The organism is Streptomyces sp. NPDC039424 (assembly GCF_055639495.1).
Genome location: NZ_JBVKAI010000009.1, coordinates 207,584 through 223,465 on the forward strand (window position 1 = coordinate 207,584; position 15,882 = coordinate 223,465).

Annotated in this window: 12 protein-coding genes; 7 read left to right on the forward strand and 5 right to left on the reverse strand. The window is 73.5% G+C overall.

Features of this window, described 5'->3' with window-relative positions; genetic code table 11:
• Window positions 1-139: 139 nt before the first annotated feature.
• The 4 genes from ACZ7L0_RS23610 to ACZ7L0_RS23625 all read left to right on the forward strand — a co-directional run bounded on the left by ACZ7L0_RS23610 (window position 140) and on the right by ACZ7L0_RS23625 (window position 7,513).
• Window positions 140-1,723, forward strand: a complete 1,584-nt coding sequence (locus ACZ7L0_RS23610; RefSeq protein ID WP_471244500.1) for an alkaline phosphatase D family protein — start codon at window positions 140-142, stop codon at window positions 1,721-1,723.
• A 140-nt stretch (window positions 1,724-1,863) separates the two neighbouring features.
• Window positions 1,864-3,279, forward strand: coding sequence for an SWIM zinc finger family protein (locus tag ACZ7L0_RS23615; RefSeq protein ID WP_471244501.1), 1,416 nt, complete (start codon window positions 1,864-1,866; stop codon window positions 3,277-3,279).
• Window positions 3,276-5,954, forward strand: coding sequence for a DUF7824 domain-containing protein (locus tag ACZ7L0_RS23620; RefSeq protein WP_471244502.1), 2,679 nt, complete (start codon window positions 3,276-3,278; stop codon window positions 5,952-5,954). Before ACZ7L0_RS23615 ends, ACZ7L0_RS23620 begins: the two co-directional genes overlap by 4 nt.
• A gap of 104 nt (window positions 5,955-6,058) precedes the next feature.
• Window positions 6,059-7,513, forward strand: coding sequence for a GNAT family N-acetyltransferase (locus ACZ7L0_RS23625; protein ID WP_471244503.1), 1,455 nt, complete (start codon window positions 6,059-6,061; stop codon window positions 7,511-7,513).
• A 115-nt stretch (window positions 7,514-7,628) separates the two neighbouring features.
• Here ACZ7L0_RS23625 and ACZ7L0_RS23630 read toward each other — a convergent pair whose 3' ends face one another.
• Window positions 7,629-8,840, reverse strand: coding sequence for a trans-sulfuration enzyme family protein (locus tag ACZ7L0_RS23630; RefSeq protein WP_471244504.1), 1,212 nt, complete (start codon window positions 8,838-8,840; stop codon window positions 7,629-7,631).
• 60 nt (window positions 8,841-8,900) lie between these two features.
• Here ACZ7L0_RS23630 and ACZ7L0_RS23635 point away from each other — a divergent pair, with 60 nt between their 5' ends.
• Together ACZ7L0_RS23635 and ACZ7L0_RS23640 are read left to right on the forward strand one after the other, a co-directional pair.
• Entirely contained in the window at window positions 8,901-9,395 is a 495-nt protein-coding gene (locus tag ACZ7L0_RS23635; RefSeq protein ID WP_471244505.1) for an Lrp/AsnC family transcriptional regulator, read from the forward strand.
• A 32-nt stretch (window positions 9,396-9,427) separates the two neighbouring features.
• Window positions 9,428-11,119 (forward strand): DUF885 domain-containing protein, encoded by a 1,692-nt coding sequence (locus ACZ7L0_RS23640; protein WP_471244506.1) that lies wholly within the window; start codon window positions 9,428-9,430, stop codon window positions 11,117-11,119.
• A 13-nt stretch (window positions 11,120-11,132) separates the two neighbouring features.
• Here the strand turns inward: ACZ7L0_RS23640 and ACZ7L0_RS23645 are convergent, their stop codons facing one another.
• The 3 genes from ACZ7L0_RS23645 to ACZ7L0_RS23655 are packed head-to-tail and all read right to left on the reverse strand — an operon-like array spanning window position 11,133 to window position 12,996.
• Entirely contained in the window at window positions 11,133-11,975 is an 843-nt protein-coding gene (locus tag ACZ7L0_RS23645; protein ID WP_471244507.1) for an SDR family oxidoreductase, read from the reverse strand.
• Window positions 11,972-12,487 carry an immunity 21 family protein gene (locus ACZ7L0_RS23650; RefSeq protein WP_471244508.1) on the reverse strand — a complete coding sequence of 172 codons (516 nt, stop codon included), beginning with the start codon at window positions 12,485-12,487 and terminating at the stop codon, window positions 11,972-11,974. Before ACZ7L0_RS23650 ends, ACZ7L0_RS23645 begins: the two co-directional genes overlap by 4 nt.
• A 26-nt stretch (window positions 12,488-12,513) precedes the next feature.
• Window positions 12,514-12,996: a rhodanese-like domain-containing protein gene (locus tag ACZ7L0_RS23655; RefSeq protein WP_471244509.1), complete on the reverse strand. Its 483-nt coding sequence runs from the start codon at window positions 12,994-12,996 to the stop codon at window positions 12,514-12,516.
• Between the two features lie 120 nt (window positions 12,997-13,116).
• Here ACZ7L0_RS23655 and ACZ7L0_RS23660 point away from each other — a divergent pair, with 120 nt between their 5' ends.
• The gene (locus ACZ7L0_RS23660; protein WP_471244510.1) at window positions 13,117-13,563 is read left to right on the forward strand and encodes an Lrp/AsnC family transcriptional regulator; all 447 of its coding nucleotides are present in this window, start codon (window positions 13,117-13,119) and stop codon (window positions 13,561-13,563) included.
• Between the two features lie 24 nt (window positions 13,564-13,587).
• Here ACZ7L0_RS23660 and helR read toward each other — a convergent pair whose 3' ends face one another.
• Complete coding sequence (gene helR, locus ACZ7L0_RS23665) at window positions 13,588-15,756, reverse strand: RNA polymerase recycling motor ATPase HelR (protein ID WP_471244511.1); 2,169 nt, start codon at window positions 15,754-15,756, stop codon at window positions 13,588-13,590.
• Window positions 15,757-15,882 lie beyond the last annotated feature (126 nt).

Below are 15,882 nucleotides of genomic sequence, written 5' to 3' on the forward strand. Positions count from 1 at the left end.
CGACCGGGCGCCCGGGAATCGCCCGCCGGTTCCCCTCGACTCGCGGCCAGTTGTTCACTTGCGGTTTGCGTGCGCGCTGCGGCGCACCAGTAGTTCTGGCACTGCACACCGGCCGGATCCCGTCCCTGGAGGCTCCTCCATGTCCCACCGATCCTTTCCCGGCCGCCGCAGCGTGCTGCGCGGTTCCCTCGCCGCGTCGGCGGCCCTGACCCTGCCCGCCGCCGCCGGCGCGGCGCCGGCGTTCGCCCTGTCCGGGCGGCCCGAGGCGGACTGGGGCGTGCAGGCGGGCGACGTGACCTCCGACTCCGGTCTGGTGTGGGTGCGCTCGGACCGGCCGGCCCGCATGATCGTCGAGACGTCGGCCACCGAGTCCTTCCGCAACCCCCACAGATGGCACGGCCCGCTGCTCGGCGCGGACACCGACTTCACCGGCACCACACGGCTGCGCGGGCTGCCGTCCGGCGAGCAGATCCACTACCGCGTGCTGCTCGCCGACCCGGACGACCCGCGGCGCACCGGCGCGCCCGTGACCGGCACCTTCCGCACGGCGCCCGCACGGCGCCGCCAGGGCGTGCGCTTCGTCTGGTCCGGCGACCTGGCCGGACAGGGCTGGGGCATCAACGAGTCGATCGGCGGCTACCGGATCTTCGACGCCATGGCGAAGCTGGACCCGGACTTCTTCCTGTGCAGCGGCGACAACATCTACGCCGACGGCCCGATCCCGGCCAGCGCCACGCTCCCGGACGGCAGCCTGTACCGGAACGTCACCACCGAGGAGAAGTCGCACGTCGCGGTCTCGCTGGCCGACTTCCGGGGCAACTTCCGCTACAACCTGCTGGACGCGGCGCTGCGCCGGTTCAACGCCCAGGTGCCCAACGTCATCCAGTGGGACGACCACGAGGTCCGCAACAACTGGTACCCGGGCGAGGTCATCGGCACCGGCACCCCCTACCCCGCCGGTACGCAACTCGACGACCTGGCGCTCCGCTCCCGGCAGGCCTTCTCCGAGTACTTCCCGATATCCACGATCAGCGGGCGCCCGGACGGCCGGATCTACCGCGTCGTCCACCACGGCCCGCTCCTGGACGTGTTCGTGCTCGACATGCGCACGTACCGCAACGCCAACTCGCCCGACGACCAGACCACCGACCCGCAGGGCATCCTCGGCCGCGAGCAGCTGGAGTGGCTCAAGCGCGAGCTCTCCCGGTCGCGTGCGGTGTGGAAGGTCATCGCCGCGGACATGCCGCTGGGCCTGGTCGTGCCCGACCCGGTCGAGGGCAGGGCGAACATCGAGGCCGTCGCCCAGGGCGACCCCGGCGCGCCGCTCGGCCGCGAGCTGCAGATCGCCGAGCTGCTGCGCTTCGTCAAGCACCGGCGGATCACGGGCACGCTGTGGCTGACGGCCGACGTCCACCACACCTCGGCCCAGCACTACGACCCGTCGCGGGCCGCGTTCAAGGACTTCGAACCGTTCTGGGAGTTCGTCTCCGGTCCGCTCAACGCCGGCGCCTTCCCGGCCAACGCGCTCGACGGCACGTTCGGCCCGGACCGGGTGTTCGTCAAGGCGCCGACCGCGTCGAACGTGTCGCCGGCCCAGGGCTACCAGTTCTTCGGCGAGGTCGACATCGACGGCGACAGCGGGGAGCTGACGGTCCGGCTGCGCGAGCAGGACGGCACCGTGCTGTTCACGCAGGTCCTGCGGCCGGGCCGGGTCGGCCAGTAACTCCCGTACGCTCTTCACCCGCGCCGCGCACCGGAGTCATCCCCCGGTGCGCGGCACGCTCTCCAGGCCCCAAATCGCCCTCGCCGTAGGCGTTTTCGCTGGTCAGGCCGATTGTCAGTGGTCGCCTCTACGGTTTTCCCATGACGCGATCTCTACAGGCCGTGGCCTATCGGCGACCCTCCGTGCTGGAGTCCGCGGCGGGTGGACCCCGCCTCGGGCTGGAGACCTCCCGGGGCGCGACACCCACGGGTGTCGAGGACCATCCGCGGTTCTTCGCGGGCTTCCTGACCTCGCCTCAGGTGGCCGCCGCCGGGCTGCTCGCGGTGGCCGACGTGGCGGCCACGCGGTACTACCAGCCGCAGTTGCGCGCCTCGCTCGACCCGGTGGTCACGGGCAGCGGCGACCGGCTGCGTTTCGAGTCGTTCTCCGGCTGCGGCGGGGTGTACGCGCGCCTGGACGTCCTCGGGCCCGGCCTCGACGGCGGTGAGGTGGGACACGGCACGACGAACGTCGACGTCAACAATCCGCTGCGCGAGGCCCTGACCCGGATCGGCGCGGGCGATCCGCTGCATCTCCGGGTCGGCCCGGAGGAGATGGCCGTCACCACGCGGGACGGTCCGGTGGTGGAGAAGAAGGTGCCCCTCCCCGACCGGTGGCTGCGGGGCTTCGCGGAGGCGCAGGTCGTGGCGGCGGGGTTCGATCTGCGCGCCGAACTGCCCGCGGCCGAGGCGGTCCGATTTTTGCGGTCCCTGCCGCGCGGCGGCCCGAGGGGCGGCGCGAGCGGACCGCGCTGGGTGGTGCCGGCCGGGCGCGGGCTGCGGCCGACGACGCGGGCGGTGCCGGGCGCGGTGTGCCTGCCGGGACCGGAGCGGCTGGCCGCGCTCCAGCGGGTGCTCCGGCACGCGACGGCCCTGCGGGTGTACGGCCCGGCGGTCACCGCCGCCTCGGCCGCGATCTCCGCCACGGCCGGTGCCTGGGAGGCCGTCCTGCCGGGCATGCGGCTCACCCTGACGCTGTCGCCCGACGCCTCGCGCGGGTTCTCCGGCGAGGGCGGGGTCCTGGACGCGCTCGCCACCGACGAGGCCGCCGAGGACGCGGAACTGATCGAGGTGCTGCTGGCCTGGGAGCCCCGCATCGACGTCGGTGACCTCGCCGCCGCCTCGGGCCTGACGCCGGAGCGGGTGCGGACGGCGCTGGTCCGGCTCGGGACCTCGGGCCGTGTGGGCTACGACACGGCGGAGGCGGCCTACTTCCACCGGGAGCTGCCGTACGACGCCGGGCGTGCCGATCGCCACAACCCGCGGTTGCGCTCGGCCCGCGCGCTGGTCGCCGCCGGCGCGGTCGCCCTGGACGGGCCGCTCGGGACGGTCACCGCCGAGGACGGGCATGTGCACCGGGTGCGCGAGGAGGCGGGGGCGCTCAGCTGCAGCTGTCTGTGGTGGGCGAAGTACCGGGGCGGGCGCGGACCGTGCAAACACGCGCTGGCGGTGCGGATGGTGCGCCGGGGCTCCGTGGCGGGGCGGGACCTGGCGGGAAACGAGGGGGCTGCGCGATGAGTGCGCTGGTGGAAGCGGTCCGGGCCGGACGGACGGCCGAGGTGGTGTTCCTGGCCGAGGGGATGACCGACGCCGAACGGCGCGCGTGCCTCCCCGAGTTGCAGGACTTGCGCAAGGAACTGCGGGCGGCTCCCTGGGAGGCCTTGGCCCGCCGCGCCCATCCGGCGCTGCACGCGGCCGGGGCGGCCTGCCACACGGGGGCGGCGGCGGCCGCGAACTGGATCGCCGCGTCCGACATGCGCTGGTCCTCCGCGCCGCCCAAGGTGCTGCTGCGTCTTTTGGAGGGCCGGGACACCGGATGGCTGGCGGATGTGGCGAACCGGCTGGCGCAGCGGCCCGTGACGGCGAACGTGCCGTACGAGCTGATGTGCGGGCTGGTGCACCGCTCGGGGTGCGAGGTCCCGGCGACGGACGCCTATGTCCGCGGCTGGGTCGGGCACGTCGCCGCCACCTGGCGGCACGGCACCGTCGTGGAACGGCTGCGCGGCGAGCCGGACCTGGTCCCGCTGGTGGCCGCCCTGTTCGAGCTCACCGACCTGCACGGCATCTGGTGGCTGTTCGGTGACGGACCGGGTTCGTGGCAGGGCGCCCTCGCCGAACTCACCCGGGCGGGGGCGCTGGACCGCGAGGCCATGGTGGACGCCTGTGTCGCCCGGCTGCTGCGCGGCGGCGGCCCCACCGATCACCGGGTCTTCCTCCCGCTGCTGGCCCGGCTCGAACTCACCCGGGACGAGGAGCGCGAGCGGACGGCCGACTGGACGGCGCTGGCCCGCGACGCGGTCTCCCCCGTCGCCTCACACGCCCAGTCGGTGCTCGCCACCCTCGCCCTGGCCGGGGAGCTGGCCCCGGGGCAGCTGGCCGAGGCCTCCGAAGGCGTGCTGTTCCGCAGTGAGAAGAAGCTGGTGCGGGCCCAGCTCGTGCTGCTCGGCAAGGCGCTCGCCCGGGACCCGTCCGCCGCGGCGGAGCTGCTGCCCGTCGCGGCACAGGTGTTCGGGCACGAGGACACCCAGATCCAGGAGCGGGCGCTGAAGCTGGTCGAGCGCCATGCGAAGCGGCTCGACTCCGCGTCTGCGCGGGACGAACTCGCTCAGGCGGCGGAGCAGTTGACACCCGCCCTGCGTACCCGGGCGATGCGTGCCCTGGGCATCCCCGAGACGGCTCCGGTGCCGACGGTGCGCGAGGAGGTGCTCCCGCCCGCCACGGAGCCTTCGCGGCTCGCGGCGGCGCCCGCCTCGGCCGCCGAACTCGCCGAGGAGGTCGGGGCGCTACTGGCCTCCGGCGGGGACGTGACCGCGTTCGAGCGGACCCTGGACGGCCTGGTGCGCCACGCCCACCGGGACCGGGACGCCTTGCTGGAGGCGCTCGCCCCGGTGACCGCGCGCCGCTGGTGGGAGACCGCGCCGCCCGAGCACCAGCCGCACACGGAGGCGTACTTCGGCAGCGCCCGGCACAACCTCTCCACCCCGCAGGACGGCATCGAACTGCTTCTCGCCACGCTGCGCGGCAGAGTCAGCACCTCCACGCTGCACGCGGCGACAGGGCTCGGTCCGGCCGGAGACGGCTGCGGGCACAGCGCCCTCGCCCGGGTGTTTTACATCCGGCTGAACGAGGTGGCGTACCGGCTTCGCACCGACCCGCTGCCGTTGCTGCTGTCCACGCCCACCTGGAGCACCGGCCTGCTGGAACCGGACGACCTGGTCGAGCGCCTCGACACCTACCGGCGCCTGGGTGCGCGGGTCTCGGCGGCCGACTTCGCGCAGGCGCTGCTGCGGGTGCGGCGCGCGGACCGTACGGCTGCCGCGGCGGCGGCGAAACGGGCGGCGGCGCTCGGTACGGCCGAGGGCGACCGGCTGGCCGACTGGCTGTCCGGTGCGGGTCCCGTCCTGCCCCCGGTCAGACGGCGGACCTCGGGGTCACGGATCCTGGTGGAGTGCGGGGAACTCCCCGAACTGCAGGAGGGCTTCCCCGCGGAGTTCCGCCCGCTGGGCCGGCCGGTGACCGCCTTCGGTGAGCGCCGGCACTGCTCCCACTGGGACCACGACATACGCCGGCACTGGCTGGCCGCGCTCCCGGAGCGGCGCGAGCTGGTGGCGGTGCGGATGGTGCACGACCTCGCCCAGGCGGCCGTGAACGGCACCCGGGGCGCCGCCGCTTCCCTCCCCCTGCTCGCCGAGTCCGGCGGCGAGGCGGGCGAGAGCGTGCATCTGTGCCTGGCGTACGGGCTGGGTGCACGGCATCCGGAGGACCGGCTCGCCGCCGTGGACGCGCTGCTGGTGCTCGCCGCGCACGGACAGCTCGATGCCGCCCGGCTGGGCGCGGACCTCGGGCAGTTGGTGCGGCGCGGGGCGGTGAAGCCGTTGCGGCTGGCCGAGTCGGCACGCACGGCGGCGGCCACGGGGGCGAACGCGACGATCTGGCAGATCCTCCGCCACGCCCTGCCCGTTCTGCTCGCCGACCTGGCGACCGGCGGCCCGGCGGGGTCGGCCGGGTCCGCCCGGGGGCTCGGGGACCTGCTGGCCGTGGCGGCCGACTGCGCCGAGCGGTCCGGTGCGCGCGGTGCCATGCCGCATCTGGCCCGGGCCGCGGCCGGACGCGGCTCGTCCCGCTTGGTGACGGAAGCCCGCCGGCTGTGCGGGGCGCTGTCCAGGAACGAAACCGAAAGGGTCGCCGCTTGATGCCACAATCATAAAAACTGCAACAAAAAGGGGCAGAAGCGCACTTTACCCATCAGTCACAAAGCGTTCGTGATCACGCAACACCCTTCCTTCACAGTGGATGCATGACTCGAAAACTCTGTGATGTGACGCGGGCCAAGGACGGACGACCGGTGCACCACTGGCGGCGGGACATCGTCGAACTCGCGGCCCTGTTCACGGCCGTCGCGGTGGCGGACGTGGTGGCGAACCTGGTCGGGCACGGACCTGACGGCCCGGCACTGCTGGTGATCTCGGCGATCGCGCTGGCCGCGACCGCCGGGTTCCACACCTGGTGGGCAAGGCGCCACGGGCACGCACCGCCGGCCGGTGATACCGGCGCCCGGACTTCCGCCGTGGCGCGGCGGTCCGGGCAGTCCGAGGAGCCCGCGGCGACGCCCGGGGCCGTGGCCGGGGCGAGCGTGCTGTGGCGGATGCGGACGACGGTGAAGGACGAGCCGGGCTCGCTGGCCGCGCTGTGCACGGCGCTGGCCGGGCGGCGGGTCGACATCCTGAGCCTGCAGACGCACCCGCTGCCCGAGGGCACGGTGGACGAGTTCCTGCTGCGGGCCCCCGGCGCGCTGGCGGCGTCCGAGATCAACCGGGCGGTCTCGCTGGCCGGGGGCGTGAGCACCTGGATCGAACGGGCGGACGCGCACGATCTGGTGGACGCGCCGACCCGGGTACTGGGCCTGGCGGCCCGCACCGCGCTGGACGCGGCGGAACTGCCTCTGGCGCTGAGGCAGTTGCTCGGGCGGTGCACCATCCGTTCGCTGCCCGCCACTCCGGTCGGCGGGGGACGCGGACCGGCGGCCGTGCCGGTCGAGGGGGTGCTCGAGGACACCGTCATGCGGTTGCGGGCGCCGGAAGGCGGAGTGATCACCCTGGAGCGGCCGTATCTGCCGTTCACGCCCACGGAGTTCGCGCGGGCGCGGGCGCTGGTGGAGCTGGACGCCCGGCTCGGTCCGCGGATCCCGCGCAGCCAGGACGTGCTGACACTGCCCGAGGGCAACGCCATCACCGTACGCCGGGCCGACACCCGCGATGTGGAGGCGGCGAAGGCGATGCACGAGCGCTGCTCGGCACGGACCCTCGGTATGCGCTACCACGGTCCGGTCGGTGACGCGGACCGCTACCTCAACCACCTGCTCAGCCCGCACTTCGGACGGACGCTGGCCGTGCAGACCGCGTCCGGCCGCATCGTCGGCCTCGGCCACCTGCTGTGGGACGGCGACGAGACGGAGGTCGCGCTGCTCGTCGAGGACGAGTGGCAGCGGCGCGGTGTCGGCAGCGAACTGCTGAGCCGGCTGGTGGCGCTGGCGGTCGAGGCGGGCTGCGAGAGTGTGTACGCGGTGACGCAGGCCTCCAACACCGGCATGGTCGCCGCGATGCGCGGCCTGGACCTCCCCCTCGACTACCAGATCGAGGAGGGCACCCTGGTCATCACCGCCCGTCTCGCCGCCGCCCCGGCCGTCTCCGGCCTGCCGTACCCCGGCGAGGGCGCGGAGCAGCCGTCCGGCGGCCGGGTCGGGCGGGACTGACCGCCGGCCCCGATGTGACGCGAGGCCCGATGCGAGGCCCGACGCGAGGCCCGAAACCGCCCGCACGCCGGGCCTCGCGTCACGGCGGCCTCCGCCCCCGGCGGGCTGCCACGGCTCAGCCCACGGCCTCGGCCTCCCGGCGCCGCCCGGCAACCGGCTCGGGCCTTCCCTCCCCCAGCGCCCGGTCCAGGTCCGCCCACAGGTCCTCGACGTCCTCCAGCCCCACGGACATCCGCAGCAGCCGGTCGCTGACACCGGCGCCCCGCCGGTCCTCGGCGTCGACGATGCGATGGCTGATGGACGCCGGGTGCTGGATGAGGGTGTCGACGCTGCCCAGGCTCACGGCGGGGCTGATCAGCCGCACCCGGGCGATGACCTCGTGGGGATCGCCGTGCACCTCGAAGGCGATCATCGCGCCGCCCAGACGCGGATAGCGGACCCGGGCGACGCGCGGGTCGGCCGTGAGGCGGCGGGCCAGCTCCGCGGCGTTCGCGGAGGCGGCCCGCACCCGCACCGGCAGCGTGGACAGCCCCCGCAGCAGCAGATAGCCGGCCAGCGGGTGCAGCACACCGCCGGTGGCGAACCGCACCTGCCTGAGCCGCCGCGCGAACTCCTCGTCGCAGGCCACCACGCCCGCCAGCACGTCACCGTGGCCGCCGAGGTACTTGGTGGCGCTGTGCAGCACCAGCCGGGCACCCAGTTCGGCCGGGCGCTGCAGCACGGGCGTGGCGAAGGTGTTGTCCGCCAGCAGCGGCACGCTGCCGCAGGCGTGGGCGATGGCACGCAGGTCGAGCTCGGCGAGGGTGGGGTTGGCCGGTGACTCGACCATCACCAGTCCCGTGTCGGGGCGCAGCGCGTCCGCGATCCCGGCCGGGTCGGTCCACGTCACCTCGGTGCCGAGCAGCCCGGCGGTCAGCAGGTGGTCGCTGCACCCGTAGAGGGGGCGTACCGCCACCACGTGGCGCAGGCCCATCGAGCCGCGGGCGAGGAGGACGGCGCTGAGCGCGGCCATCCCGCTGGCGAACGCGACCGCCGCCTCGGCGCCTTCGAGCCTGGCCAGGGCGGTCTCGAAGCGGGCCACGGTCGGGTTGCCCAGGCGCCCGTAGACCGGCGGGCCGACGGGCTCGGCGCCGTCGGTGGCGAAGGCGTCGATGCGGGCGGCCTCGGCGCGGCTGTCGTAGGAGGGGTAGGTCGTGGACAGGTCGATCGGCGGGGCGTGCAGGCCCTGCCGGGCGAGGTCGTCACGGCCGGCGTGCACGGCCTCGGTGGCGAGTGCTCTCGACGCGGTGTGCGCGTCGTCGTGTGCGCGGATGCTCGCTTGGTCCATGAGCGGAAGGGTGAACACGGAGCGGGATGACGAGCGAATACTCCGTGTTATGTTCGGGCCATGGCCGAATCCGTCGTACTGGATCCGGTGGACCTGCATCTGCTGCGGCTGCTGCAGAACGACGCCCGGACCACCTACCGCGACCTCGCCGCACAGGTCGGTGTGGCGCCGTCGACCTGTCTGGACCGGGTGGCCAGGCTGCGCCGCTCGGGCGTGATCCTGGGCCATCAGCTGCGGCTCGACCCGGCGAAGCTGGGGCGCGGTCTGGAGGCGTTGCTGTCGGTGCAGGTCAGGCCGCACCGGCGGGAGCTGGTGGGACCGTTCGTGGAGCGGATCAGGGCGCTGCCGGAGTCACGGACGGTGTTCCACCTGACCGGGCCGGACGACTATCTGGTGCACGTCGCGGTCGCGGACATGGCGGACCTGCAGCGGCTGGTCCTCGACGAGTTCACGTCACAGCGCGAAGTGGCCCGTGTGGAGACCCGGTTGATATTCCAGCAGTGGGACTGCGGGCCGCTGCTGCCACCGGGCACGCCCACAGCTGAATCGGGGTGACGGGGACGCGGTCCCGTATGAGGATGGACCGCATGTCTGACACCAAGAGCCCGCTGCCCCGCGATGTCGCCGACGCGTACGTCGACGAGCTCATCGCCCTCGATCCGGTCATCGGTACCTACCTCGGCGTCGCGGAGAGTTCGAGCAGGCTGCCCGACTTCTCGCCCGCGGGCCAGGAGGCCTGGGCGAAGCTGGCGCGGGCCACGCTCGCGCGGCTCGACGAAGCCGAGCTCCGGCCCGGGGCGGACAGCGACCGGGAGCGCCGCTGCGGACGGCTGCTGCGCGAGCGGCTGACCGCCCGGCTCGCGGTGCACGAGGCCGACGAGGGGCTGCGCGAGGTCGGCAACATGCACACGCCCGGGCACGCGGTGCGGGACGTGTTCACCGTGACGCCGGCGCAGACGGAGGAGGACTGGGCGGCGATCGCCGAGCGGCTGCGCGCGGTGCCGGCCGCGCTGGCGGGCTACCGCGAGTCGTTGGAGCTCGGGCTGGAGCGCAAGCTGTACGCGGCTCCGCGGCCCACGGCCACCTTCGTCGAACAGCTCACGGAGTGGTCGGACACGGACGGCAAGGGCCGCGGCTGGTACGAGGACTTCGCCTCCGCCGGTCCCGAGGCGCTGCGCGCGGAGCTGGACGCCGCCGCCCGCACGGCGACCGCGGCCGTGGTGGAGCTGCGGGACTGGATGCGGGACGTGTACGCGCCGGCCGTCGAGGGCGCGCCGAACACGGTGGGCCGCGAGCGCTACGCCCGCTGGACGCGCTACTACAACGGCACCGACCTGGACCTGGACGAGGCGTACGCCTACGGCTGGGCCGAGTTCCACCGCCTCCTCGGCGAGATGCGGCAGGAGGCCGAGAAGATCCTGCCCGGCGCTGGGACGCCGTGGGTGGCGCTGGCGCACCTGGACGAGCACGGCAGGCACATCGAAGGCGTCGACGAGGTCCGCGAGTGGCTGCAGGGCCTGATGGACCGGGCGATCGAGGAGCTGGACGGCACCCACTTCGAACTCGCCGAGCGGGTACGGAAGGTGGAGGCGCGCATCGCGCCGCCCGGCGGTGCGGCGGCGCCGTACTACACCGCCCCCTCGCAGGACTTCTCGCGTCCCGGCCGGACCTGGCTACCGACGATGGGTCAGACGCGGTTCCCGGTGTACGACCTGGTCTCCACCTGGTACCACGAGGGCGTGCCGGGTCACCACCTCCAGCTCGCGCAGTGGGCGCACGTGGCCGAGGACCTCTCCCGCTACCAGGCCTCGGTAGGCGGGGTCAGCGCCAACGCGGAGGGCTGGGCGCTGTACGCGGAGCGGCTGATGGACGAGCTCGGCTACCTCTCCGGTCCCGAGGAGCGGCTGGGTTACCTGGACGCGCAGATGATGCGGGCCGTCCGGGTGATCGTGGACATCGGCATGCACCTGGAGCTGGAGATCCCGGCGGACTCGACGTTCCACCCGGGCGAGCGGTGGACGCCGGAGCTGGCCCAGGAGTTCTTCGCCGCGCACAGCAGCCGTCCGGCGGACTTCGTGGAGAGCGAGCTGACCCGCTATCTGACGATCCCCGGCCAGGCGATCGGCTACAAGCTCGGCGAGCGGGCCTGGCTGCTGGGCCGGGAGAACGCCCGCAAGCGGCACGGCGACGCCTTCGACCTGAAGGCCTGGCACATGGCCGCCCTCTCCCAGGGGGCGCTGGGCCTGGACGACCTGGTGGACGAGCTGTCCCAGCTCTGACCCGCGCGGCGCCTCAACGCCGGAAGCCGCCTTCCGAGTCGATGACCTGACCGGTGATCCAGCCCGCCTCGTCGGTGGCCAGCCACGCGATGAGCCGGGCCGGGTCGTCGGGCATGCCCCAGCGTCCGGCGGGGAAGCGTTCGGCGACGGCCGCGTGGGCCTCGCCGGTCAGGTAACCCGTGTCCACGGGGCCGGGGTTGACGGTGTTCACCGTGATCGCGTGCTCGGCGAGCGCGGTGGACAGGGAGCGGGTGACCGACGCCAGGGCGCCCTTCTGGAGGGCGTAGGCGATCTCGCCGGGCATGCCGTCCGCGATGTCCTGCCCCGAGGTCATCATCACGACCCGCCCGCCGGGGGTGCTGGCGGGCAGCGCGCCCCTCAGCCGGGCGTACGCCCGCACCAGCAGCAGCACCGAGCGGGTGTCCACCGCCCAGTGCGCGTCCAGCATCGCGGCGTCCACCTCGTCGAGGGTGCCGTCCGAGCCGCTGAGCGCGTGGTTGGCGACGAGGATGTCGAGCCGTCCGCCGAGGGCCTCGGCGGCGGCGGTGACCAGTGCGGCCGGGGCGGCCGGATCGGACAGATCACCGGGCCCGGCGACCACCCGGGCCTCCGGGTCGCCGAGCACCGCCCGTACGGAGGCGGCCACCTCCTCCGGCCGGTCGGCGCCCCAGGGCATGGCGGCGTCGTGCGGCACATGGTGGTGCAGGTAGACGCTCGCCCCGTACGCCGCGAGCCGCCGGGCCACGGCGTGGCCGATCCCGGCGCGTCTGCTCGCCCCCGTCACCAGGGCTGTCCGGCCGCGCAGCGGCAGGGGGTCACGGCGCGGATCCACGTCCGCGGCGAGTCCTCGGGTCACGTCGCGACCCGCCGCAACTGCACGAGCCCCAGCCATGTCTCCGGTCCCGGCTTGGCGTAGGTGGCCCGAACCGCGTACCGGCCGGCCTCCAGCGGGACCCGCAGGTGTTCGGTGCGGTCCGTCTCCGTGCCCGGCCAGGCCGAGTCGAAGAGGAGGACCGGGCCGGGCACGTGCCAGCGCACCTCGTGCTCCCAGACGGCCGTGTCGAGGGCGGCGGGGACGCCGGCCAGCAGTTCGTCCTCGGAGTCGGCGGCGCACCAGCGTACGAAGGTGCCGTGGTCGGGCAGGAAGGAGGTGGACGCCGGTTCGTCGCCGAGGACGAGGGCCGCGCTGTCGCCGACCGGCAGCAGACCGACGTGTCCGCCGACCTCGCACGCCCGGTCGTAGTCCGTGGCCAGGTCCTCGCCGTCGGCGCCCGCCCAGAACGGCAGCACCGCCTCCGGGACCGCCACCAGTGGGCCCCCGCCCGACCCGACCCACTCCACCGCGCCTGGATCCGCGTATCGCGCCATGGAACAGAACCTACACGGACGGCGGTTCAGCAGCCGCAGTCGCCTTCCGCCGGTGCGGTCAGCGGGTCGGCGGCACGCTGCTCGCGGCCCTGCCAGGTCTCGTACGCGAAGCCCTCGCGCGCCCAGTACTCGAAGCCGCCGAGCATCTCCTTGACCTGGTAGCCGAGTTCGGCGAGCGCGAGGGCGGCGCGGGTGGCTCCGTTGCAGCCGGGGCCCCAGCAGTACGTCACCACGGGTACGGACCTGTCGAGGAGTTGCCCGGCCTGCTCGGGGATGAGCGCGGTCGGGAGGTGGATCGCGCCCGGGACGTGGCCCTGGTCCCAGGACTCGGTGGAGCGGGAGTCGAGGACGACGAATCCGGGGTCGCCGCCCGCGGCGAGCGCGGCGGCCACGTCGGAGACGTCGGCGTGGAAGGCGAGGCTCGCGCGGAAGTGGGCGGCGGCTTCGGCGGGGGCGGCGGGGGCGACGCGCAGGACGGGGTTCACGGCGGCGGTCGTGCTGGTGGTCATGGCGGCCCCTTCGGCTCAGGTATCGATGACCGAAATCTACGGTCGAAGATCCGCTCCCTGAAGGGGTGATCCACGGCGTCCCCCTTGATCCGCCGGGGATTGCCCTGCTATCCCTCGGGAATGACCGCGTTTTCCCCCGACGCCACCGACTGGCGCATCCTCGACGTCCTCCAGCGCGAGGGCCGGGCCAGCTTCGCCGAACTCGCCCGGGCCGTCTCGATGTCCCCGAGCGCGGTCACCGAGCGGGTGCGCCGGCTGGAGGAGGCGGGCGTCATCCAGGGGTACGCGGCCATCGTGGACCCGGAACGGCTGGGGCTGCCGATCCTGGCCTTCGTACGGCTGCGCTACCCCAACGGCAACTACAAGCCCTTCCACGACCTGGTCGCCGCGACGCCGGAGATCCTGGAGGCGCACCACGTCACGGGCGACGACTGCTTCGTCATCAAGGTCGCCGCGCGCTCGATGGCCCATCTGGAACAGGTCTCCGGCAAGATCGGCGCGCTGGGTTCGGTGACCACGAGCGTCGTGTACTCCTCCCCCCTGCCCCGGCGCCCGCTCGGCCGCTGAGCCGGTGCCACCTCGTCATCGACGTCAGGGGCTCGTGAGGACGACGAGTCGCTGGGTCGCCCGGGTCATCGCCACATAGCGGTCGACCGCTCCCTCGACACCCTCGCCGAACGCCTCCGGGTCGACGAGGACGACCAGGTCGAACTCCAGCCCCTTCGACAGCTCCGGTGTCAGCGACCGGACGCGGGGCGTCGCCCGGAACGTGGGATCGCCGATGACGCAGGCGATCCCGTCGGCATGCGCGTCGAGCCAGGTGTCGAGGACCGAGTCCAGCTCCGCGACGGATCCGTGGACGACGGGGACGCCGCTGCTACGGATGGAGGTCGGCACATTGGCGTCCGGGAGCACGGCTCGGATGACCGGTTCGGCTTCCGCCATGACCTCTTCCGGCGTCCGGTAGTTGATGCTCAGGGAGGCCACGTCGATCCGGTCGATCCCGATCCTCTCCAGTCGTTCCCGCCACGACTCCGTGAACCCGTGCCGGGCCTGGGCGCGGTCCCCGACGATGGTGAAGCTGCGGGACGGGCAGCGCAGCAGCAGCATCTGCCACTCCGCGTCGGTCAGTTCCTGGGCCTCGTCCACGACGATGTGCGCGAACGGGCCGGCGAGCAGGTCCGCCTCGACGGTGGGCAGTTCGGACTCGTCGACCAGGCTGACCCGGGCGTCCTCGCCGCGCAACATCCTCACCAGACCTTCGCCGTCGTCACCGTCGGCGCCGGAGTTCGCCGCGGCCTCGATCAGGTTGTCGACGACCTGTGTCATGCGCTCGCGCTGGGCGGCGATGACGGCCTCGTGCCGGCGCTTGCGCCGTGCCGCCTCCGGGTCGCCGAGCCGCTGCCGTGCCGCGTCCAGGAGCGGCAGGTCGGACACCGTCCAGGCCTGGGCGTCCGCGCGCCGCAGCTTCCTGACGTCGTCGGGGCCGAGCCAGGGAGCGCACATCCGCAGGTAGGCGGGTACCGACCACAGGTCTCCGACCAGGTCGGCCGCTTCGAGCAGCGGCCACGCCCGGTCGAGGGTGCCGACCAGCTCCTTGTCGTGCAGCAGCGACCTTTTGAACAGGTCGGGCGAGACGTCGCCGTCGTACTTGTCCATCAGGATCGTGACCAGTTCCTCCCAGATCTGATCGCGCGCCTCGTTGTGCGGAGTACCCGGTTCCGGTGCTTCGAACGCCTCGGCCCAGTCGTCGGCGCTCAGCCAGATGTCGGACCAGGAGGTCGTGACCGTCATCCCCTCGGTGGGCGGCTCCTCGTAGAACCTGACGGCCGTCTCGATCGCCTTCACCATGTTCACGGACGACTTCAGGCGGGCCACGTCCGGATCGGTCTCGATCGCCGCTTCCGCTCCCTCGGCGACGAGGTCCCGCAGGATGCAGGTCTGCACGCCCTCTTCTCCGAGGCTGGGGAGGACATCGGCGACGTAGGCCAGGTAGGGCCGGTGCGGACCGACGAACAGCACGCCGCCCCGACGGTGGCCGAGGCGGGGGTCGGAGTAGAGGAGGTAGGCGGAGCGGTGCAGGGCGACGACGGTCTTCCCCGTACCCGGTCCGCCGTCGACGACGAGAGCGCCGCGGGATCCCGCCCGGATGATGGCGTCCTGGTCGGCCTGGATGGTGGCGAGCACGTCCCGCATCCGGTCCGACCGGTTGCCGCCCAGGCCTGCGATGAAGGCCGACTGGTCGTCGAGCGCGGCGTGCCCTTCGAGCCCGTCGGCGGTGAACACCTCGTCCCAGTAGTCGCTGATCCGGCCGCGGGTCCAGCGATACCTGCGGCGGCTTGCCAGGCCCATCGGGTTGGCGTGGGTGGCCGCGAAGAACGGCTCGGCCGCGGGGGAACGCCAGTCGAGCAGCAGTCGGCGCCCCGCGCTGTCGGTCAGGCCGAGCCGTCCGACGTACACGGGCTCGGGGTCGTCCGCGCCGACCATGTGCCCGAGGCACAGGTCCAGACCGAAGCGACGCAGGGTGCGCAGACGCCCGGTCAGCCGGTGGATCTCGATGTCCCGCTCCATCGCCTCCCGGCCGATGCCGCCGGGCGCCCTGCGCTCGGCGTCGAGGCGGTCGGAGAGTTCGGCGATCGCCTGCTCCAGGCACTCCGCGATGGCCGCGAAGTGCCGCTCGTCGCCGGCGATCAGCGCCGGGTCGGCCTTGGGGGCGAGTTGGTCGGGAAGGGCGAACGCGTGGGTGGTCAGCGGGTTCACGGCCTCAGCCCCGATCCGAGGTCGCGCCCGCGAAGGCCACCGAGCAGAACATAAGCCCACAACAACACACGCACTTCGTGAATCTCCCGTTTCCGCAAGTTCTGGCCACGGCCAGTGATTCTGCGG

Coding starts and splice junctions, on each gene's coding strand:
- ACZ7L0_RS23635 (WP_471244505.1), top strand. CDS start 8,901: ATGGCCGAATCCGTCGTACTGGATCCGGTGGACCTGCATCTGCTGCGG.
- ACZ7L0_RS23615 (WP_471244501.1), top strand. CDS start 1,864: ATGACGCGATCTCTACAGGCCGTGGCCTATCGGCGACCCTCCGTGCTG.
- ACZ7L0_RS23660 (WP_471244510.1), top strand. CDS start 13,117: ATGACCGCGTTTTCCCCCGACGCCACCGACTGGCGCATCCTCGACGTC.
- ACZ7L0_RS23610 (WP_471244500.1), top strand. CDS start 140: ATGTCCCACCGATCCTTTCCCGGCCGCCGCAGCGTGCTGCGCGGTTCC.
- ACZ7L0_RS23655 (WP_471244509.1), bottom strand. CDS start 12,996: ATGACCACCAGCACGACCGCCGCCGTGAACCCCGTCCTGCGCGTCGCC.
- ACZ7L0_RS23620 (WP_471244502.1), top strand. CDS start 3,276: ATGAGTGCGCTGGTGGAAGCGGTCCGGGCCGGACGGACGGCCGAGGTG.
- ACZ7L0_RS23625 (WP_471244503.1), top strand. CDS start 6,059: ATGACTCGAAAACTCTGTGATGTGACGCGGGCCAAGGACGGACGACCG.
- ACZ7L0_RS23650 (WP_471244508.1), bottom strand. CDS start 12,487: ATGGCGCGATACGCGGATCCAGGCGCGGTGGAGTGGGTCGGGTCGGGC.
- ACZ7L0_RS23630 (WP_471244504.1), bottom strand. CDS start 8,840: ATGGACCAAGCGAGCATCCGCGCACACGACGACGCGCACACCGCGTCG.
- ACZ7L0_RS23640 (WP_471244506.1), top strand. CDS start 9,428: ATGTCTGACACCAAGAGCCCGCTGCCCCGCGATGTCGCCGACGCGTAC.